The following is a 19,743-nucleotide window of genomic DNA, read 5'->3' as shown; positions in this document are numbered from 1 at the left end:
CGTCTCCTTCTTATGTCTTGCTATCAGTCTTCATCACCGTGGAGGCGCCGTCGTACGGACAGCAGCTCCACTTCCGGACGCGCCGCGACCAGCCGCTCGCAGCGGTCCAGCACGTCCGAGAGGAACCCCGCGTCCCCACTCACCAGGGCGACCCCTATACGGGCCCTGCGGTGCAGGTCCTGGTCGCCCACTTCCGCCGCGCTCACGGAGAACTTGCGTTGGAGCTCGGCCACGATGGGCCGGACCACGGAGCGCTTCTCCTTCAGCGAGTGGACGTCGCCGAGGAGCAGATCGAAGGACAGAGTCCCCACGTACATGCAGTTCCGGATGTCCCGCCGGTGCGGGTTCGGTGGCCTGCCGGCCGTCGCTCGGCAGGATCACCAGAACCGTACACGCAACGGCCGGGGCCGATCGACGGATATTCCGCCGACCGGCCCCGGTGTGACGAGCTACGACACGGTGCGATGTGCCTCGCGCTTACGCGCGCGGCTTCTCGCGCATCTCGTACGTCGCGATGACGTCGTCGATCTTGATGTCGTTGAAGGAACCGAGGTTGATACCACCCTCGAAGCCCTCGCGGATCTCGGTGACGTCGTCCTTGAAGCGGCGCAGACCCGAGATGGTGAGGTTCTCGGCGATGACCTTGCCATCGCGCAGGAGCCGCGCCTTCGTGTTGCGCTTGACCTCGCCGGAGCGGATGAGGACACCCGCGATGTTGCCCAGCTTGGACGAGCGGAAGATCTCGCGGACCTCCGCCGTACCGAGCTCGACCTCTTCGTACTCCGGCTTGAGCAGACCCTTCAGGGCCGCCTCGATCTCCTCGATGGCCTGGTAGATCACCGAGTAGTAGCGGACGTCGACGCCCTCGCGGTCCGCCATCTGCGCGGCACGGCCGACAGCGCGGACGTTGTAGCCGATGACGATGGCGTCGGAGCCCATCGCCAGCGAGATGTCGGACTCGGTGACCGCACCCACACCGCGGTGCAGGACCCGGATGTCGACCTCTTCACCGACGTCGAGCTGGAGCAGCGAGGACTCGAGAGCCTCGACCGCACCGGACGAGTCGCCCTTGATGATGAGGTTGAGTTCCTGGACCAGACCGGCCTTGAGGACCGAGTCGAGGTCTTCCAGGGACACCCGGCGGACGCGCTTGGCGAAGTTGGCGTTGCGCTCGCGCGCAGCACGCTTCTCGGCGATCTGACGGGCGGTGCGGTCCTCGTCGACGACGAGGAAGTTGTCGCCGGCGCCGGGGACGTTGGTGAGACCCAGGACCAGGACGGGGGTCGACGGACCCGCTTCCTCGATGTTGTTGCCCTTGTCGTCGAGCATGGCGCGCACACGACCGTAGGCGTCGCCCACGACCATCGTGTCGCCGACGCGGAGGGTACCGCGCTGGACGAGGACGGTGGCGACGGCACCGCGGCCGCGGTCGAGGTGGGACTCGATCGCAATACCCTGAGCGTCCTGCTCGGGGTTGGCGCGCAGGTCGAGCGAGGCGTCGGCGGTGAGGACGACGGCCTCCAGCAGGGAGTCGATGTGCAGACCCTGCTTGGCGGAGATGTCGACGAACATCGTGTCGCCGCCGTACTCCTCGGCGACGAGACCGAACTCGGTGAGCTGGCCGCGGACCTTGGTCGGGTCGGCACCCTCGACGTCGATCTTGTTGACCGCGACGACGATCGGGACGCCGGCGGCCTTGGCGTGGTTCAGCGCCTCGATCGTCTGCGGCATGACGCCGTCGTTGGCCGCGACCACGAGGATCGCGATGTCGGTCGACTTCGCACCGCGGGCACGCATGGCGGTGAACGCCTCGTGACCCGGGGTGTCGATGAAGGTGATCTTGCGGTCCTCGCCGTTGACCTCGGTGCCCACCTGGTAGGCGCCGATGCCCTGGGTGATGCCGCCGGCCTCGCCCGCGACGACGTTCGTCTTGCGGATGGCGTCGAGCAGTCGGGTCTTACCGTGGTCGACGTGACCCATGACGGTGACGACCGGCGGACGCGGCAGCAGGTACTCCTCGCCGCCCTCGTCCTCGCCGAACTCGATGTCGAAGGTCTCGAGGAGCTCGCGGTCCTCCTCCTCCGGGCTGACGATCTGAACCTGGTAGTTCATCTCGCCCGCGAGGAGCTGGAGGGTCTCGTCGGAGACGGACTGCGTGGCAGTGACCATCTCGCCGAGGTTCATCATGACCGCGACCAGCGACGCCGGGTTGGCGTTGATCTTCTCCGCGAAGTCGGTGAGGGACGCACCGCGCGACAGGCGAACGGTCTCGCCGTTGCCGCGGGGCAGCATCACGCCGCCCACGGACGGGGCCTGCATGGCCTCGTACTCCTGGCGCCTCTGACGCTTCGACTTGCGGCCGCGACGGGCCGGACCGCCGGGACGGCCGAAGGCACCCTGCGTACCGCCACGGGCACCGGGGCCGCCGGGGCGACCGCCGAAGCCGGGACGACCGCCGCCACCGGCACCGGCCGGACCGCCGCCGAAGCCGCCGCCACCGGGACGGGGACCGCCGAAGCCGCCACCGGCCGGACGCGAGCCCGGACCGGCCGGACGGCCGGCGAAGCCGCCGCCGGGACGACCGGCACCGCCGCCGGGACGGGGACCGCCCGCACCGGGACCGCGGCCGCCGGGGCCACCGCCGGGACGGGGACCGGGACCACCGGCAGCGGGACGCTGCGGCATCATGCCCGGGTTCGGACGGTTGCCGCCCGGGGCCGGACGCGGAGCGCCGCCCTGCGGACGGGGCATGCCGCCCGGGGTCGGACGGGCGCCGCCGGGACCCTGCGGACGCGGAGCGCCGCCGGGACCGCCCTGCGGACGGGGAGCACCCTGGCCGCCGCCGGCGCCGGGGGCACCGGGACGCGGGGCGCCGGCCGGACGGGGCGCCTGCGGGCGCGCCATGCCGGTGGAGCCGCCGGAGGTGAACGGGTTGTTGCCCGGACGGGGACCGGCCGGACGGGCGCCCTGCGGGCGCGGGGCCTGGGCACCGCCGGGACGCGGGGCCTGGGCGCCGGGGGCGGCACCACCGGGACGCGGGGCGCCGGGACGGGCACCGCCCTGGCCCGGGGCGGCCGGACGCTGCTGCGCCGGACGGGGACCGGGGGCCGCGGCGGGACGCGCCGGAGCGGCCGGGGCCGCCGGAGGCGCGGAGAACTCGGTCGCCACGGGCGCCGCCGGAGCGGGCTTCGGGGCGGCCGGAGCCTTCGGGCCGGGACGCGGGCCGGGGGCGGCCGGCGTCACGGGGGCTGCGGCCGGGGCCTCGGCAGCGGCCGGCTTGGGGGCCGGTGCGCCGGGCTTCGGGGCAGCAGGACGTGCCGCGGCGGCCGGAGACGGCGCCGCGGGCTTGGCGGGCGCGGCCTTGCGGGGCGCGCCGGGCTTCGCAGCGGACTTGCCGGCGTTGCCGCCGGGCCCCTGCAGTGCGTCAGTCAACTTGCGTACAACGGGCGCCTCGATCGTCGAGGACGCCGAACGGACGAATTCACCGAGTTCTTGGAGCTTGGCCATGACGACCTTGCTCTCCACCCCGAACTCCTTGGCGAGTTCGTATACCCGGACCTTAGCCACTTCGCTCCTTTTAGGTCCGGGTTACGCCGGACCGTCGCTACTTCATGGGCGTACTCATCGCGTACTCATCGAGTGCTCATCGCAATCTCGACCTACTTCCAACTCGCGAGGTACCTGACCGCACGGGGTATCCGTGCCGTACTACTTCTTACGGTCTGGCCGTGGCTTCACCGGCCACGGCTTTGCGCAGGCTCACCGTGTCGAGCGCTCCGGCGGACCTCAGGGCCCGGGGGAACGCCCGGCGGCGGACCGCCTGGTCGAGGCAGACCACGGCAGGGTGCAGGTACGCACCCCGGCCGGGCAGCGTACCGCGAGGATCGGGAACACATTCGTCCTCGATCGCCACGATGCGCAGCAGATCGCTCTTGGCCGCTCGCTCCCGACACCCCACACAGGTTCGTTCGGGGCATGCGCGGGCTTGCGTCCGGCCAGACACGCCTAAGTCTACCTCCCCGCACCGACCTCTCCCCCGACGAGTGTCGGAGGAAAAATCGAACGGCTGTCGTGTTGTCTTGATCCGTCACCTCGGCGGCGGCGGTTGTGAACCTGTCTACCGTCCCGGAAGGACCGGACGGTACCGGTTTATTCCCCGGCCCGCTCGCGGTCCCGGTCGGCGTCCGGGGACACCTCGGTGTCGGGACGGATGTCGATGCGCCAGCCCGTGAGCCGCGCGGCGAGGCGGGCGTTCTGGCCCTCCTTGCCGATGGCCAGCGAGAGCTGGTAGTCGGGGACGGTCACCCGGGCGGACCGGGAGTCCCAGTCGACGACCTCGACCTTGCTCACCCGGGCGGGTGACAGGGCGTTCGCGACCATCTCGGCCGGGTCGTCCGACCAGTCCACGATGTCGATCTTCTCGCCGTGCAGCTCGGCCATCACGTTGCGCACGCGGCTGCCCATCGGGCCGATGCAGGCGCCCTTCGGGTTGAGGCCCGAACGGGTGGAGCGCACCGCGATCTTGGTGCGGTGACCGGCCTCGCGGGCGATCGCCGCGATCTCGACGCTGCCGTCGGCGATCTCCGGGACCTCCAGCGAGAACAGCTTCTTCACGAGGTTGGGGTGGGTGCGCGAGAGGGTCACGGACGGACCGCGGACACCCTTCGCCACCCGCACGACGTACGCCTTCAGGCGCAGGCCGTGGGGGTAGTCCTCGCCGGGGACCTGCTCCTGCACCGGCAGGATGGCCTCCAGCTTGCCGATGTCGACCAGGACGTTCTTCGGGTCCTTGCCCTGCTGCACCACACCGGTGATGACGTCGCCCTCGCGGCCGGCGAACTCGCCGAAGGTCAGGTCGTCCTCGGCGTCGCGCAGACGCTGGAGGATCACCTGCTTGGCGGTCGTCGCCGCGATCCGGCCGAAGTCCGACGGGGTGTCGTCGAACTCCTTGGGCTCCTGCCCCTCCTCGAGGTCCCTCGGGTCCTCCGTCGCCCACACGACCACGTGACCGTTGGTGCGGTCCAGCACGACGCGGGCGCGGCGGAAGCTCCCCTCGGTCCGGTGGTACGCGATGAGGAGGGCCGACTCGATCGCCTCGACGAGCAGGTCGAAGGAGATCTCCTTCTCCCGGACCAGACCCCGCAGGGCACTCATGTCGATGTCCACGGCTACGCCTCCTCTTCCTTCTTGTCCTTGCGGTTGAACTCGATCTCGACACGCGCCTTGGCGATGTCGGTGAAAGCAATGCGGCGGGCGGTCGCCTTGCGGCCCTTCACGCCCGGTACTTCGAGGTCCAGGCCCTCGTCGTCGACGTCGAGGATGCGGGCGACCAGTTCCCCGGCCCCCTTCTCGCCCTCGGCGGCCAGCTGGAACTTCACGAGACGGCCGATGGCCCGTACGTAGTGGCGGTGCTCGGTCAGCGGGCGGTCGGCGCCCGGCGAGCTCACTTCGAGGACGTACTCGTCCTCGCCCATCACGTCGGATTCGTCGAGCAGGTCGGAGACCTCACGGCTCAGCTCGGCGCACGCGTCCAGTTCCACGCCCTCGTCGGAGTCCACGATGATGCGGAGCATCCGGCGCTTGCCCGCGCGGGACAGCTCGATCTCTTCGAGGTCCAGGCCCTTGGCGGCGACGAGCGGCTCCAGCAGTCCGCGCAGCCTGTCGCTCTGGGTGGTGCTCATCCGGGTGACTCCTCGGCCGCGTGTGCTGTTGTGGTTTCCGTCGTGCGTCGTGTCAAAGGGTATCCGGTGTCGGAGGGTGTTGCCGTCCGCCCGCCGGACAGGGCCACGGGTACCGTGATCACACCCCGCCCCGCGATCAGCCCCGTCACCACCCGGAGGACGCCGCCGTGCCCTGGACTCCGCCCCCAAGACCCTCCCGCCGGAGCGTGCTCGCCGGTGCCGCCGGCGCGGCCGGCACCGTGCTGCTGACGGGGTGCTCCGACACCCCCTCCCCCGCCGTCACCGCCGCGATTTCACTCGACCGGCGGATGCGCGAAGCGGCCGTTCGTGACAGCGAGCGACTGCTGGAACGTTACGACGCCACCGGGGCGGCACACCCGTCCCTCGCTCCCCGGCTGGCTCCCCTGCGCGCCTCGGTCGCCGCGCACGCGGCCGCCCTGTCCCCCGCCGCGGGCGACCGGCCCTCCCCGGCCTCGTCCGCCGTCCCCTCCGCGGGCACCGGCGCGGCCGCCGCGCCCGCGTCGAGCGCGTCGCCCGTGCCCCCGAAGCCGGCCGAGGCCCTGACCGCCCTCGCCGACGCCGAGCGCAAGCTGTCCGAGTCCCGCACCATCGACCTGGCCGGGGCGCCCGGTGAGCTCGCCCGGATGCTGGCCTCGGTCGCCGCCTGCGGCGCCGTCCACGCCTACCTGCTGACCTCGCCCCCGGGAGCCGCGTCGTGAAGCCCGAGCCCTCCCCCGCCGGCGGGGCCCTCGCGGCCGCCCAGGCGGCCCTCGCCGCCGAGCACGCGGCGGCCTACGCCTACGGGGTGATCGGCGCCCGCAGCACCGGGCCGCGCGCGACCGAGGCCCGGGAGGCGTACGGCGCCCACCTCGCCCGGCGCGACGCCCTCGCGCGGGGCGTCCGCGAGCTGGGCGGCGCGCCCCGGCCGTCGGAGGCGGCCTACGGCCTGCCGTTCCAGGTCCGCACGCAGGCCGACGCGGAGCGACTGGCCGCCTTCGTCGAGGACCGGGTGGCGGGCGCGTACTCCGACCTGGTGCGGGCAGCAGAGGGGCAGCTGCGCCGCGAGGCGGCCGACGCGCTGACCGCGGCGGCAGTGCGGGCGGCGCGCTGGCGCGGCGGCGGCGTAGCCTTCCCTGGGCTCACGGAACGCGCGTAACGAGCCCTCACCAGCTGAAAGGGACCACGCACGCATGGCTTTCGAACCGCCGCAGCGGCTCGTACGGGCGCTCGGCGAGATGCCGGACACAGCGCAGGACACGGACTGGCTGGGGCAGTTGCCCGCACTCGCCGAGGACGCGCTGACCCGGCGCGGGGTACGGGCCCAGCGGGTGCAGGCCCCCGGCGGGCGCAGCAGCCTGGTCGTCCTCGTCACCTACGAGGACGGGACCCCGGCCGCCCTGAAACTGGCTCCGCCGAACGCCCGGCCGGACCGGGAGCTGGCCGCGCTGGCGCACTGGGGCGGTTTCGGGGCCGTACGGGTGCTGGACAACCGGCATCACGGGGACGACGGGGCGCTGCTGCTGGAGCGGCTGCACCCGGAGGTGTCGCTGCGCTCCCTTCCGGAGGCCAAGGCGCTGCTGGAGGCGAGCGGGACCCTGCGCCGGCTGTGGGTGGCGCCGCCCGCCGGGCACGGGTGGGAGTCGGTGGCCGAGCGTACGGGGCTCCAGGCGGTGGCCCTGGCCGCGGCGCCCGCGGAGGTCCGGGTGCTGGCCGACGCGGCGCTGGCCGCCCGGACGGAGCTGGTGGCGTCCCCGCCCGAGGAGCTGCTGCTGCACGGCAATTTCCGGCAGGGCAAGGTGCTGGCGGGTGAGCGGGCGCCGTGGCTGACGGTGGGGCCGGATCCGCTGGTGGGCGAGCGGGCGTACGACCTGGCGCGGCTGGTGCGGGACCGGCTGGAGGACCAGGTGGCCTCCTCGACCGGTGCGGCCGGGGCCCGGCGCCGGGTGAACAAGCTGGCCGACGCGCTGGACGTGGACCGGGACCGGCTGCGGGGCTGGACGCTGTTCCGGGCGGTGGAGTCGGGCCACCGGGCGCTGGCCGCGGGCCGGCGGCGGGATGCCGAGCTGCTGCTGGAGTTCGCCGCCTGGCTGTAGGGCATACCGTAGGTAGGAAGGTGTGTCCGGCAGGGGGCCGTCATGGTCGAAGAACTGCTGACAGCGGTGGTCGCGGCGGGCGTGGGTGCCGCCGTGTACATGGGTGCCGCTGCCCGGGTCGTGAAGCAGTACGAGCGGGGGCTGGTCTTCCGCTTCGGCAGGCTGCGCGAGGAGGTCCGGCCGCCGGGGTTCACCGTGATCGTTCCGCTGATCGACCGGCTGCGCAAGGTCAACATGCAGATCGTGACCCTGCCGGTGCCCGCGCAGGAGGGCATCACCCGGGACAACGTCACGGTGCGGGTGGACGCGGTCGTGTACTTCAAGGTGGTCGATCCGGCGAGCGCGGTCGTGGCGGTGGAGGACTACCGCTTCGCCGTCTCGCAGATGGCCCAGACCTCGTTGAGGTCGATCATCGGGAAGTCGGACCTGGACGACCTGCTGTCCAACCGGGAGATGCTCAACCAGGGGCTGGAGCTGATGATCGACAGCCCGGCGGTGGGCTGGGGCGTCCAGATCGACCGGGTCGAGATCAAGGACGTGTCCCTGCCGGAGACGATGAAGCGGTCGATGGCCCGGCAGGCGGAGGCGGACCGAGAGCGGCGGGCCCGCGTGATCAACGCCGACGCCGAGCTGCAGGCCTCCCACAAGCTGGCCGAGGCCGCGGAGGTCATGTCGGAACAGCCCGCCGCACTGCAGCTCCGGCTGCTGCACACGGTGGTCGCGGTCGCCGCCGAGAAGAACTCCACCCTGGTGCTGCCGTTCCCCGTGGAACTGCTGCGCTTCCTCGAACGCGCCGCCCCGCTGCCCCCGGCGGCGCCGGCGCACACCGACCCGGCCCCGGCCGGCCCGGCTTCCGAAGGCCCCGGGCCGGACGGGGTCGGACCCCTCCCGGAGGGCGGGGACGGGCCGGAGCCCGTCGCCCCGCCCCCGGAGCCTCCCGCCCTCGGGACCGCCGGTCCGGCGCCGTCCCCGGACGGGTCCGCGCCGTAGCCGCAGCGGCGGCCGCCGCGCGGACGGGGCGCGTCAGGCGCCGGCGCCGGGCTCGCGCAGCCGGGTCAGGGCCTCCGCCAGGGGGAGCTCCTCGCGGGTGCCCGTCGCGCGGTTCTGCAGTTCCACGATCTCCTCCGCCGAGCGGCGGCCCGCCACCAGGATCCACGGCACGCCGATCAGCTCCGCGTCGGTGAGCTTCACGCCCGGGGACAGGCCCGGGCGGTCGTCCAGCAGGACCCGGAGGCCGGAGCCGGCCAGGGCCTCGGCCGCCTGCTCCGCCAGCGCCAGCGGTACGGCCTTGCCCGCCGCGACGACGTGGACGTCGGCCGGGGCCACCGCCGCCGGCCAGCACAGCCCGCGCTCGTCGGCGGTCTGCTCTGCCAGGGCCGCCACCGCGCGCGAGACGCCGATCCCGTACGAGCCCATCGTGACCCGTACCGGCTTGCCCTCGCGGCCCAGGACGTCCAGCCCGAAGGCGTCGGCGTACTTGCGGCCCAGCTGGAAGATGTGACCGATCTCGATGGCCCGGTCGAGCCGCAGGCCGGCGCCGCAGGAGGGGCAGGGGTCGCCCGGCTCCACGACCACCACGTCCAGGTACTGGTCCACCTCGAAGTCACGGCCGCAGACCACGTTGCGGGCGTGCGTGTCGGGCTTGTTGGCGCCCGTCACCCAGGCGGTGCCCGGCGCGACCCGCGGGTCGGCCAGGTAGCGGACCTTCTCCAGGCCCTGCGGGCCCACGTACCCGCGGACGAGGTCGGGTCGGCCGGTGAAGTCCTCGGCGGTGACGAGCTCCACGACGGCCGGGGCGAGGTGCTCGCCGAGCTTGCCGAGGTCCACCTCGCGGTCGCCCGGGACGCCCACGGCGACGATCTCGCCGTCGACCTTCACCAGGAGGTTCTTCAGCGTCGCCGAGGCGGGGACGCACAGGTGCGCGGCCAGGGTCTCGATCGTCGGGGTGTCCGGGGTGTCCACCTCCTGCACCGCCGGGTGCTCCGCGGAGACCGGCGCCAGGGCGAAGGTGACGGCCTCGGTGTTGGCGGCGTAGTCGCAGGAGGGGCAGTCGACGAAGGTGTCCTCGCCCGCCCCGGCGGGGGCGAGGAACTCCTCCGACGCCGATCCGCCCATGGCTCCCGACACCGCCGAGACGATCCGGTGGTCCAGGCCCAGCCGCTCGAAGATGCGGACGTAGGCCTCCCGGTGGAGCCGGTAGGACTCGGCCAGGCCCTCGTCGGAGACGTCGAAGGAGTAGGAGTCCTTCATCTGGAACTCGCGGCCGCGCAGCACCCCGGACCGCGGCCGCGCCTCGTCCCGGTACTTGGTCTGGATCTGGTAGAGCATGACCGGCAGGTCCTTGTACGAGGTGCACTGGTCCTTCACCACCAGGGTGAAGATCTCCTCGTGGGTGGGGCCGAGCAGGTAGTCCGCGCCCTTGCGGTCCCGGAGCCGGAACAGCAGGTCCCCGTACTCCGACCAGCGCCCGCTGACCTCGTAGGGCTCCTTCGGCAGCAGGGCCGGCAGCAGCACCTCCTGGGCGCCGATGGCGTCCATCTCCTCGCGGACGACGCGGGAGACGTTGTCCAGCACCCGCTTGCCGAGCGGCAGCCACGTCCACACCCCGGCCGAGCTGCGCCGGACGTATCCGGCGCGCACCAGGAGCCGGTGGCTCAGGGTTTCGGCGTCGGCCGGGTCCTCGCGGAGGGTCTTGGCCATGAGGCGGGACATGCGCTGTACGTGGTGTGTGGACATGCCGGGAGGTTACCGGGGCCGCGACGGCCCCCGGTAACCGTTTCCGCCCCTGGCCAGCGGGAGGGCGGCGCCCATGACGGCGTACGGGAGGGCGGCGCTCGGGAAGTGGACCTGGCGGGCGAGGTCGGTGTAGCCGAGGGCCCGGTACAGGCCCCGGGCGGGGCTCTCGGTGTCGATGGCGGAGAGGATCGAACGGGGTTCGGCGGCGTCGTCGGTGAGGGCGGTGATCAGCGTGCGGCCGATGCCGTGGCCCTGGAAACCGGGGTGGACGTGCAGTTCGGTGATGACGAAGGAGCCGTCGAGCCAGTCGTCGTGGCCGCCGGCCCGCAGGTAGGGCTCGACCACGGTGGACCACCAGTGCGTGCGGTCGTTCGGCATGCCGTAGACGAACCCGGCGAGGGCGCCGTCCTCGGCGAACGCCCCGAGGGCGCGGGCGCCCCGGCAGGTCATGTGGCGCTGGACGATGTAGCGCCGGATGCCGACCTCCTCCTCGCTGAGGCCGAAGGCGACGGCCTGCACGCGCAGGGCCTCGTCCACGCGGTCGGCGAGGTCGAGGGGGCCGATACGGACTCCGGAAGGCAGCATGCGGCGACCTTACTTCGCGGTAGGGGCGCGCCGGAATGCCGCGGCCGGGTCTGTCGTCGGCGTCAGAACAGCACGCTCATGAACGCGCCGACCTCGCGGAAGCCGACCCGTCGGTAGGCGGCGCGGGCCGCGGTGTTGAAGTCGTTCACGTAGAGGCTGACGACGGGGGCCACGTCGCGCAGGGCGTGGGCGACGACGGCTGCCATCCCGGTCTCCGAGTGGCCGCGGCCGCGGAACTCGGGGGCCACCCACACGCCCTGGATCTGGCAGGCGCGGGCGGTGGCGGCGCCGATCTCCGCCTTGAAGACGACCTTGCCGTCCTCGACGCGGGCGAAGGAGCGGCCGCCCGCGACGAGCTCGGCGACCCGGGCCTGGTAGAGCAGACCGCCGTCCCCGGCCATCGGCGAGACGCCGACCTCCTCGGTGAACATGGCCACGCAGGCGGGCATGATCAGGTCCATCTCGTCCTTGCGGATCCGGCGGACCTGCGGGTCGGGCTCGACCGTGGTGGACGGGCGCTCGATGACCATCAGCGGCTGGTGGGAGCGGACGTCGCGGGCCGGTCCCCAGCTGGGTTCCAGCAGCTGCCACAGCAGGCGGGTGGCCGGGGCGGGGCCGACGATCGAGGAGCAGCGGCGGCCGGTGCGGCGGGCCCGGTCGGCGAAGGCGCGCACGGCGTCCGGACCGGCGCAGACGGGCACCAGGTTGGCCCCGGCGTAGCAGAGGGAGCGGAGCTCGCCGTCGGCGTACCAGCCCCACATCTCGCCGCCCAGCCGCCAGGGGTCGAGTCCGGCGACCTGGACCCGGGAGGTGACGAAGGCGTTCTCCACCGGCTCGCGTCCGAGGACTTCGAGCGCGGCATCGAGGTCACCGGGTTCAAGGACCCGGGTGGTCGTCTGCGTCAACACTGGGGCCTCACCATGCACGTCTGCTGATCTCCGCACTGTACCCGCCGGGGCCGGACGATGCCGCGCCGGCAGGTCACGAAAGGCCCCGGCCGGCCCCGCGATCAGCGGGAACGGGCCGGGGCCGGGTGCGGGGCGGGCCCGCGGGGATCAGACGCCGATGGCGACGGTGGGCTCGCCGCTGGCGACGCCGTCGGCCTCCATCTGCGCGGCGATCTTCAGCGCCTCTTCGATGAGGGTCTCCACGATCTTCGACTCGGGGACGGTCTTGATGACCTCGCCCTTCACGAAGATCTGGCCCTTGCCGTTGCCGGAGGCGACGCCGAGGTCGGCCTCGCGGGCCTCGCCGGGGCCGTTGACGACGCAGCCCATGACCGCGACGCGGAGGGGGACCTCCATGCCCTCCAGGCCGGCGGTGACCTCCTCGGCCAGCTTGTAGACGTCGACCTGGGCGCGGCCGCAGGAGGGGCAGGAGACGATCTCCAGCCGGCGCGGCTTGAGGTTCAGCGACTCCAGGATCTGGATGCCGACCTTGACCTCCTCCGCCGGCGGGGCGGAGAGGGAGACGCGGATGGTGTCGCCGATGCCCTCGGAGAGCAGGGCGCCGAAGGCGACGGCGGACTTGATGGTGCCCTGGAAGGCGGGGCCGGCCTCGGTGACGCCGAGGTGCAGCGGGTAGTCGCAGGCGGCGGCGAGCTGGCGGTAGGCGTTGACCATGACGACCGGGTCGTTGTGCTTGACCGAGATCTTGATGTCGCCGAAGCCGTGCTCCTCGAAGAGGGAGGCCTCCCACAGCGCCGACTCGACGAGGGCCTCGGGGGTGGCCTTGCCGTACTTCTTCAGCAGGCGGGCGTCGAGGGAGCCGGCGTTCACGCCGATGCGGATCGGCGTGCGGGTCTCGTTCGCGGCCTTCGCGATCTCCTTGACCTTGTCGTCGAACTGCTTGATGTTGCCCGGGTTCACGCGGACCGCGGCGCAGCCGGCGTCGATCGCGGCGAACACGTACTTCGGCTGGAAGTGGATGTCCGCGATGACCGGGATCTGGGACTTCTTGGCGATCACGGCAAGGGCGTCGGCGTCGTCCTGGGTCGGGCAGGCCACGCGGACGATGTTGCAGCCGGAGGCGGTCAGCTCGGCGATCTGCTGGAGGGTCGCACCGATGTCGGAGGTGCGGGTGGTGGTCATCGACTGGACCGAGATGGGCGCGTCGCCGCCGACGGCCACGGAGCCGACCTGGATCTTGCGGCTGACCCGGCGGTCGGCAAGCTTCGTCGGCACGGACGGCATTCCGAGTGAGATGGCAGTCATCTGCTGTGCAACCCCAAGGTGTGGATCAAGGTCCCGAGATCGGCGGGCTCCGGCCTTCGAGGTTACGCCAACCACGGGACGCCCCGTGCATCCGAGGGGGTGCGCCACCCGAACGCGGGGAGCCGGGCACGATGCGTGCCCGGCTCCCGGCGGTGTGCGGTATCGCACCGCGTGCGACTAGGTGATCTTGATGGGGTTCACCACGTCCGCCACCATCACCAGCAGGGTGAAGCAGATGAACAGGCCCGCGACCACGTACGCGACGGGCATCAGCTTGGCCACGTCGAACGGGCCGGGGTCGGGGCGCCGGAAGACCCGGGCGACCTTGCGCCGCAGCGATTCCCACAGGGCGCCGGCGATGTGCCCGCCGTCGAGCGGGAGCAGCGGCAGCATGTTGAACAGGAACAGCGAAAGGTTGAATCCGGCCAACAGGTTGAGGAAGAAGACCAGCTGGTGCTGGGCGGGGATGTCGAGGGTGAAGATCTCACCGCTGACGCGGGCCGCCCCGACGACGCCCATGGGGCTGTCCTGCTTGCGCTCGGCCCCGTTGAAGGCGGCGTTCCACAGGTCCGGGACCTTGGTGGGCAGGGCGACCAGCGACTGCACGCCGGCCTCCATCATCTCGCCCATGCGGTCGACGGACTGGCCGAAGGACTGCGGTACGTAGCCGGAGGCCGGGGCGAACCCGAGGAAGCCGGCGGTGACGTACTCGTCCTTGACGTAGTTGCCGCTGCCGTCGGTCTTGGCGACCTTGTTCTCGATCAGGTCGGCCTTGAGGTCCATGCGCTGCCCGGCCCGCTCGACGGTGATCGTGGCGGGGCCGACGGTGGAGCGGATGTCCTTCTGCAGGGCGGACCAGTCGGCCACCGGGCGGCCGTTGAAGCCGACGATCCTGTCGCCGGCCCGCAGGCCGGCGGCCTTGGCGGGGGCGGCCGGGTCGGTGGGCAGGCACTTGTCGCGCTTCTCGCTCTGCTGGATGACGCAGTCGGAGACGGTGGCGACCGCGGTGGTCTGGGTGTTCAGCCCGAAGGTCATCAGCGTGGTGAGGAAGATCGCCACGGCCAGGACCAGGTTCATGAACGGGCCGGCGAACATCACGATCACGCGCTTCCACGGCTTGCGCGTGTAGAAGAGCCGGCTCTCGTCGCCGGGCTGGAGCTCCTCGTACGCCGCCGAGCGGGCGTCCTCGATCATCGACCGGAACGGCGAGGTCGACCGGGCGGTGACCTTGCCGTCCTCGCCCGGCGGGAACATCCCGATCATGCGGATGTAACCGCCCATCGGGATGGCCTTGATCCCGTACTCGGTCTCGCCCTTCCTCCGCGACCAGATGGTGGGGCCGAAGCCCACCATGTACTGCGGCACCCGGATGCCGAACAGCTTGGCCGTGGAGAGGTGCCCCAGCTCGTGCCACGCGATGGAGACCAGCAGGCCGACCGCGAAGATCACGATTCCGAGCACCGTCATCAGAAGTGTCATGCGCGCGCCTCCGCGGCGGCCCGAGCCGCCATCTCCCGCGCCCGGGCCCTGGCCCAGGCCTCTGCTTCAAGGACGTCCTGGACGGTCAGGGAGGTTCCCGACCGAGGCGTCCCGTGCTCGTCGACCACGGCAGAGACCGTATCCATGATTGCTGTGAACGGCAGCCGACCGGCCAGGAACGCCTCGACGCACTCCTCGTTGGCCGCGTTGAAGACGGCCGGGGCGGTGCCGCCCAGGGCGCCCACGTGCCGGGCCAGGCCGACCGCCGGGAACGCCTCGGTGTCCAAGGGGAAGAACTCCCAAGTGGAGGCCTTGCTCCAGTCGAAGGCGGGGGCGGCGTCGGGGATCCGGTGGGGCCAGCCGAGACCGATCGCGATGGGGCCGCGCATGTCCGGCGGGGTCGCCTGGGCGAGCGTGGAGCCGTCCGTGAACTCCACCATCGAGTGCACGTAGGACTGCGGATGGACGACGACCTCGATGCGCTCGAAGGGGATGTCGTAGAGCAGGTGCGCCTCGATGACCTCCAGGCCCTTGTTGACCAGGGTCGCCGAGTTCACGGTGATCACGGGGCCCATGGCCCAGGTCGGGTGCGCGAGGGCGTCCTGGACGGTCACCTGCGCCAGCTCGGCGCGGGTGCGGCCGCGGAAGGGGCCGCCGGAGGCGGTGACGACGAGCTTGCGGACCTCGGCCCGGGTCCCGGCGGTGAGGGCCTGGAAGAGGGCCGCGTGCTCGGAGTCCACCGGGATGATCTGGCCGGGCCGGGCGAGCTCCTTGACCAGCGGGCCGCCGACGATCAGCGACTCCTTGTTGGCCAGGGCCAGGGTGCGGCCGGCCCGCAGCGCGGCGAGGGTGGGCGCGAGGCCGATGGAGCCGGTGATGCCGTTGAGGACGGTGTGGCACGCGGAGGCGGCGAGCTCGGTCGCGGCGTCCGGTCCGGCCAGGATCTCGGGCAGCGTCTCCCCGGGCCCGTACTGGGCGCTCAGCGCCTCCTTCAGGGCCGGTACGGCGTCCTCGCGGGCGACGGCCACCTTCTCGACCCGCAGCTGCCGGGCCTGCTCGGCCAGCAGTGCGACCCGGCCGCCGGCGGCGGACAGGGCGGTGACCCGGAACCGGTCCGGGTTGCGCAGGGCCAGGTCGATGGCCTGGGTGCCGATGGATCCGGTGCACCCGAGGACGACGATGTCCCGGCGGCCGGCCGCGGGGTCGAAGAGGAGGTGCGGATCGGCGAGGGGGGCTGGACGGTCGCTCATGCCCCCCATTGTTGCCGCAAGTCGTACGGGCCAGGACACGGACTCCCCCGCCGGGCCCGTCGCCGGGCGCCTCCGCGCCACCGTCCTACGGCGCGGACGGCTCACGCGGCGCCGGGCCGCCCGTCCCGGCGGCGGCGCACAGCTCCGGCACCGTTCCGGTGAAGTCGGGCAGGGCCCGGGCGGCCCGCCACCAGGCCTCGGGGTCGTCGCCCAGGGGCGCGGTCAGCCGCGCGGTCTCGGCGTGCGCCGCCAGGACGGGCGCGGGCCAGTCGTGGCGGTCGGGTCCGTCCCCGTCCCCCAGCCAGTGGTCCTCGTCCAGTGCCCAGCAGGCCGGCACCTTGTACCGGACCACGTCCGCGCCGGTGAGCAGGCCCCGGCTCAGGCAGTCCCGGATCCAGCGGATGTCCTCCTGCACGGAGTCCATCGGCACGGCGAGGCTGACGAGGGCCAGCCCGCGTTCGGCGGAGAACTGCCCGGGCTCCCAGTCGCCGCGGGGTTCGGGGTGTTCCGGCGGCGGGCCGGTCCGGAGCAGTCCGAGGACGTGGGCGAGGGGGGCCGGAGCGGGTCCGGCGGGCGGGGCGGGCGGGGTGGGGTCTCCGGAGACGATCCCGGCCACCAGCTCCGGAAGGGTGCCCCGGAAGCCGGGCGCGTGGCGCTCCAGGGCCGCCCAGTGGCGCGGCGAGTCGCCGAGGGGGCTCAGGGCGCGGGTCAGGGCCGTGCGCATGCCTGCCTGTTCGGGCAGGGACCAGCGCAGCCCGCCGGTGGCGGGGTGGTCGGCGAGACGCAGGGTCAGGTGGGCCGGAGCCAGGTGCGCGACGACCTCCTCGAAGGTGGCGAGCCCCATGCGGACGGCGCGGACCGCCGGCCGGTGCCACGAGGCGGGGGTGTCGCCGCCCGTGCGGCCGCGGGTGTCGAGCAGGGCGAGGGAGGTCTCCAGGGGCAGGCCGCCGACCAGCAGGAGCGCTTCGACGGCTCCGGGCGGCAGCGGGTCCCGGGCGTGCTCGCGCAGCAGCGCCCCGGGGTCCAGGGGGTCGTGCGGCAGGCGCAGCAGGGTGAGGGGGGTCCGGGGCCGGCGTCCGTGCCGTCGCAGCAGGCCGAGCAGCGCGTCCCGGCCGAGCGGCCCGGGGCCGGCCTCCTGGGCCGGTTCGCGGCCGGGGCCGGGGCGGGCGGCATACCGGGCGGGCCCGGGCAGGCCGGGCAGCGGCCGTCCCACGACGCGGGGGTTGCGGGCGATGAAGCCGCGGTCGGCCGCGGCGCCGTGGCGCAGCAGCAGGGTGACGGTCGGGGCGGAGAGCCACTCGTCCCGGCACAGGTACTTGAGGGTGGGCTCGTCGAGCCGGTGGATCATGTCGATGACGACGTGGTCCGGGGCGTGGCGCAGCAGGTGCGCCACGCACCAGGCCAGCCGTCGGCTGGTGCGGTCTTCCTGGGCCGTCGGCATCGTTGGTCCGCCTCGTGCTGTGCTCGCGGGCGTACCGGTCGGGTACGCCCGCTCATCCTCGTACGTCTGTCCGACGTGCGGCGATGATCGCAGGTCAGCGCAAGGGGCGGTGGACGTTTTTCCGAGTCGACGGGCCGGGGGTGGCGTCCGCGATCCAGGGGCCGTCCCCGGAGGCGTCGAGCACGCCCTCCTCCAGCCAGGCGTAGGTGCCGGACAGGACGCCCGCGACCACCTTGCGGTCGAGGTCGTCGGTGTTGGACCAGAGCCTGCCGAAGAGCTCCTCGACGCGGAGGCGGGACTGCTCGCAGAAGGCGTCGGCGAGCTGGTACGCCTCGCGGCCGTGGTCCCCGGAGGCCCGCAGGTGCTCGGCGCGGACGCAGGCCGCGCTCATCGCGAAGAGTTCGGCGCCGATGTCGACGATCCGGCCGAGGAAGCCCTGCTTGGTCTCCATGCGGCCCTGCCAGCGGGACATCGCGTAGAAGGTGGACCGGGCGAGTTTGCGGGCGCTGCGTTCCACATAGCGCAGGTGGGTGGAGAGGTCGGGGTGGCCGCCGGGGTGGAAGGCCCGGTAGGTGCCGGGGACATGGCCGGGTCCGGTGGCCAGCCGGGGCAGCCAGCGGGCGTAGAACCCGGCGGCGCGGGCACCGGCCTTCGCCTTGTCGCCGAGGTCCTTCTCGGGGTCGATGAGGTCGCCGGCGACGGAGAGGTGGGCGTCGACGGCCTCGCGCGCGATCAGCAGGTGCATGATCTCGGTGGAGCCCTCGAAGATCCGGTTGATGCGCAGGTCGCGCAGCATCTGCTCGGCGGGGACGGCCCGTTCGCCGCGGGCGGCCAGGGACTCGGCGGTCTCGAAGCCGCGTCCGCCGCGGATCTGGACGAGTTCGTCGGCCATCAGGCAGGCCATCTCGGAGCCGTAGAGCTTGGCGAGGGCGGCCTCGATGCGGATGTCGTTGCGGTCCTCATCGGCCATCTGGGAGGCGAGGTCGACGACGGCTTCGAGGGCGAAGGTGGTGGCGGCGATGAAGGAGATCTTGGCGCCGACGGCCTCGTGCTGCGCGACCGGCCGGCCCCACTGCTCGCGGACGGCCGACCACTCGCGGGCGATCTTCAGGCACCACTTCCCGGCGCCGACGCACATGGCCGGCAGCGACAGGCGTCCGGTGTTGAGGGTGGTGAGGGCGATCTTGAGACCGGCACCCTCGGCGCCGATGCGCTGGTCGGCGGGGACCCGCACCCGGTGGAAGCGGGTGACGCCGTTCTCCAGGCCGCGCAGGCCCATGAAGGAGTTGCGGTTCTCGACGGTGATGCCCGGGGAGTCGGCCTCGACGACGAAGGCGGTGATGCCGCCGCGGTGGTTCTCGCTGCGGGGGACGCGGGCCATGACGACGAGCAGGTCCGCGACGACGCCGTTGGTGGTCCACAGCTTCACGCCGTCGAGCACGTAGGCGTCGTCGCCGTCGGGGACGGCCGTGGTGGCCAGGCGCGCCGGGTCGGAGCCCACGTCGGGTTCGGTCAGCAGGAAGGCGCTGATGGCAGTGGTGGCGCAGCGCGGCAGGTAGGCGTCCTTCTGGGCCTGGGTGCCGAACATCTTCAGCGGCTGGGGCACTCCGATCGACTGGTGGGCCGAGAGAAGGGCGCCGATGGCCGGGCTGAGGGAGCCGACGAGGGCGAGCGCCTTGTTGTAGTAGACCTGGGTCAGGCCGAGGCCCCCGTACTTGGGGTCGATCTTCATGCCGAGGGCGCCGAGCTCCTTGAGCCCGCGCACGGTCTCGTCGGGGATCCGCGCCTCGCGTTCGATGCGGGCGGCCAGGCCGTCGGCCAGCTGGGCCTCGCAGAACTCGCGCAGCCGGGCGAGGAAGGCCTCGCCGCGCCGGACGTCCTCGTCGGCGGGCAGCGGGTGGGGATGGATCAGGTCGAGCCGGAACCGGCCGAGGAAGAGCTCCTTGGCGAAGCTCGGTTTGCGCCAGTCCTGTTCCCGGGCCGCTTCCGCGACCTGTCGTGCCTCACGCTCGGTCACCTTGGGCTGTGTGCCGCCGGGCTGGACCGGCTGTGCGGGCTGTGCGGGCTGTGCGGGCTGTGCGGGCTGTGTTGCCGACATGAGGGGGCTCACCTCGCCGCTGGGTCGGATCGCTACCGATGGGTGCTACCTGTGAGTCGTACCCTGCCCGGCTCCGCGGGAAAAGTCGGGGCGGTCCAGCCGGGGGAACGGCCGCGGGCCGGACGGCGGCCCGGGCTGCTGCCCGGCCGCCGTCCGGCCCGGAGGAA

The 19,743-nt window shown here is 72.9% G+C and carries 17 protein-coding genes; 4 read left to right on the top strand and 13 right to left on the bottom strand.

Translation table 11 applies throughout. The features are described 5' to 3' along the window. Positions 1 to 23: 23 nt before the first annotated feature. The 5 genes from ACPU2J_RS24805 to rimP all read right to left on the bottom strand — a co-directional run bounded on the left by ACPU2J_RS24805 (position 24) and on the right by rimP (position 5,681). Positions 24 to 317, bottom strand: a complete 294-nt coding sequence (locus tag ACPU2J_RS24805; RefSeq protein WP_030651158.1) for a DUF503 domain-containing protein — start codon at positions 315 to 317, stop codon at positions 24 to 26. 160 nt (positions 318 to 477) lie between these two features. Beyond that, entirely contained in the window at positions 478 to 3,567 is a 3,090-nt protein-coding gene (gene infB, locus ACPU2J_RS24800) for a translation initiation factor IF-2 (RefSeq protein WP_365496700.1), read from the bottom strand. A gap of 148 nt (positions 3,568 to 3,715) precedes the next feature. Then, entirely contained in the window at positions 3,716 to 4,003 is a 288-nt protein-coding gene (locus tag ACPU2J_RS24795) for a YlxR family protein (RefSeq protein WP_420079440.1), read from the bottom strand. Between the two features lie 146 nt (positions 4,004 to 4,149). Further along, complete coding sequence (gene nusA / locus ACPU2J_RS24790; RefSeq protein WP_361606779.1) at positions 4,150 to 5,166, bottom strand: transcription termination factor NusA; 1,017 nt, start codon at positions 5,164 to 5,166, stop codon at positions 4,150 to 4,152. Between the two features lie 2 nt (positions 5,167 to 5,168). Then, positions 5,169 to 5,681 (bottom strand): ribosome maturation factor RimP, encoded by a 513-nt coding sequence (gene rimP / locus ACPU2J_RS24785; protein WP_361606776.1) that lies wholly within the window; start codon positions 5,679 to 5,681, stop codon positions 5,169 to 5,171. A gap of 206 nt (positions 5,682 to 5,887) precedes the next feature. Between rimP and ACPU2J_RS24780 the strand changes: the two genes are divergently transcribed. The 4 genes from ACPU2J_RS24780 to ACPU2J_RS24765 are packed head-to-tail and all read left to right on the top strand — an operon-like array spanning position 5,888 to position 8,764. Beyond that, positions 5,888 to 6,400 carry a hypothetical protein gene (locus ACPU2J_RS24780; protein WP_423834002.1) on the top strand — a complete coding sequence of 171 codons (513 nt, stop codon included), beginning with the start codon at positions 5,888 to 5,890 and terminating at the stop codon, positions 6,398 to 6,400. Continuing rightward, positions 6,397 to 6,837, top strand: coding sequence for a ferritin-like domain-containing protein (locus tag ACPU2J_RS24775; protein WP_420079442.1), 441 nt, complete (start codon positions 6,397 to 6,399; stop codon positions 6,835 to 6,837). The genes ACPU2J_RS24780 and ACPU2J_RS24775 overlap by 4 nt, the downstream gene beginning before the upstream one ends. Positions 6,838 to 6,871: 34 nt before the next feature. Beyond that, positions 6,872 to 7,774 (top strand): aminoglycoside phosphotransferase family protein, encoded by a 903-nt coding sequence (locus tag ACPU2J_RS24770; RefSeq protein ID WP_420079443.1) that lies wholly within the window; start codon positions 6,872 to 6,874, stop codon positions 7,772 to 7,774. A gap of 42 nt (positions 7,775 to 7,816) precedes the next feature. Next, positions 7,817 to 8,764, top strand: coding sequence for a slipin family protein (locus ACPU2J_RS24765; protein ID WP_420079444.1), 948 nt, complete (start codon positions 7,817 to 7,819; stop codon positions 8,762 to 8,764). Positions 8,765 to 8,797: 33 nt separating this feature from the next. Here ACPU2J_RS24765 and ACPU2J_RS24760 read toward each other — a convergent pair whose 3' ends face one another. The 8 genes from ACPU2J_RS24760 to ACPU2J_RS24725 form a co-directional block, all read right to left on the bottom strand. After that, positions 8,798 to 10,510, bottom strand: coding sequence for a proline--tRNA ligase (locus ACPU2J_RS24760; RefSeq protein ID WP_423834001.1), 1,713 nt, complete (start codon positions 10,508 to 10,510; stop codon positions 8,798 to 8,800). Between the two features lie 9 nt (positions 10,511 to 10,519). After that, positions 10,520 to 11,095 (bottom strand): GNAT family N-acetyltransferase, encoded by a 576-nt coding sequence (locus ACPU2J_RS24755; RefSeq protein WP_423834000.1) that lies wholly within the window; start codon positions 11,093 to 11,095, stop codon positions 10,520 to 10,522. Positions 11,096 to 11,157: 62 nt separating this feature from the next. After that, complete coding sequence (locus tag ACPU2J_RS24750; RefSeq protein ID WP_361606755.1) at positions 11,158 to 12,003, bottom strand: GNAT family N-acetyltransferase; 846 nt, start codon at positions 12,001 to 12,003, stop codon at positions 11,158 to 11,160. 147 nt (positions 12,004 to 12,150) lie between these two features. Next, a complete protein-coding gene (ispG, locus tag ACPU2J_RS24745; RefSeq protein WP_361606752.1) occupies positions 12,151 to 13,308 on the bottom strand; it encodes a flavodoxin-dependent (E)-4-hydroxy-3-methylbut-2-enyl-diphosphate synthase in 1,158 nt (385 codons plus the stop codon). Between the two features lie 177 nt (positions 13,309 to 13,485). Next, the gene (locus ACPU2J_RS24740) at positions 13,486 to 14,787 is read right to left on the bottom strand and encodes a M50 family metallopeptidase (protein WP_361606749.1); all 1,302 of its coding nucleotides are present in this window, start codon (positions 14,785 to 14,787) and stop codon (positions 13,486 to 13,488) included. Continuing rightward, positions 14,784 to 16,037: a 1-deoxy-D-xylulose-5-phosphate reductoisomerase gene (gene dxr, locus ACPU2J_RS24735; protein ID WP_423833999.1), complete on the bottom strand. Its 1,254-nt coding sequence runs from the start codon at positions 16,035 to 16,037 to the stop codon at positions 14,784 to 14,786. The genes ACPU2J_RS24740 and dxr overlap by 4 nt, the downstream gene beginning before the upstream one ends. A gap of 85 nt (positions 16,038 to 16,122) precedes the next feature. Continuing rightward, entirely contained in the window at positions 16,123 to 17,478 is a 1,356-nt protein-coding gene (locus ACPU2J_RS24730) for a hypothetical protein (protein ID WP_423833998.1), read from the bottom strand. A gap of 94 nt (positions 17,479 to 17,572) precedes the next feature. Next, positions 17,573 to 19,576 carry an acyl-CoA dehydrogenase family protein gene (locus ACPU2J_RS24725; RefSeq protein WP_423833997.1) on the bottom strand — a complete coding sequence of 668 codons (2,004 nt, stop codon included), beginning with the start codon at positions 19,574 to 19,576 and terminating at the stop codon, positions 17,573 to 17,575. Positions 19,577 to 19,743: the final 167 nt, after the last annotated feature.

Source organism: Streptomyces manipurensis, from assembly GCF_049570255.1.
GTDB classification, from domain to species: domain Bacteria; phylum Actinomycetota; class Actinomycetes; order Streptomycetales; family Streptomycetaceae; genus Streptomyces; species Streptomyces manipurensis.
Note: the sequence above shows the minus strand (reverse complement) of the source record. Positions and strands in the feature narration are given on the sequence as shown.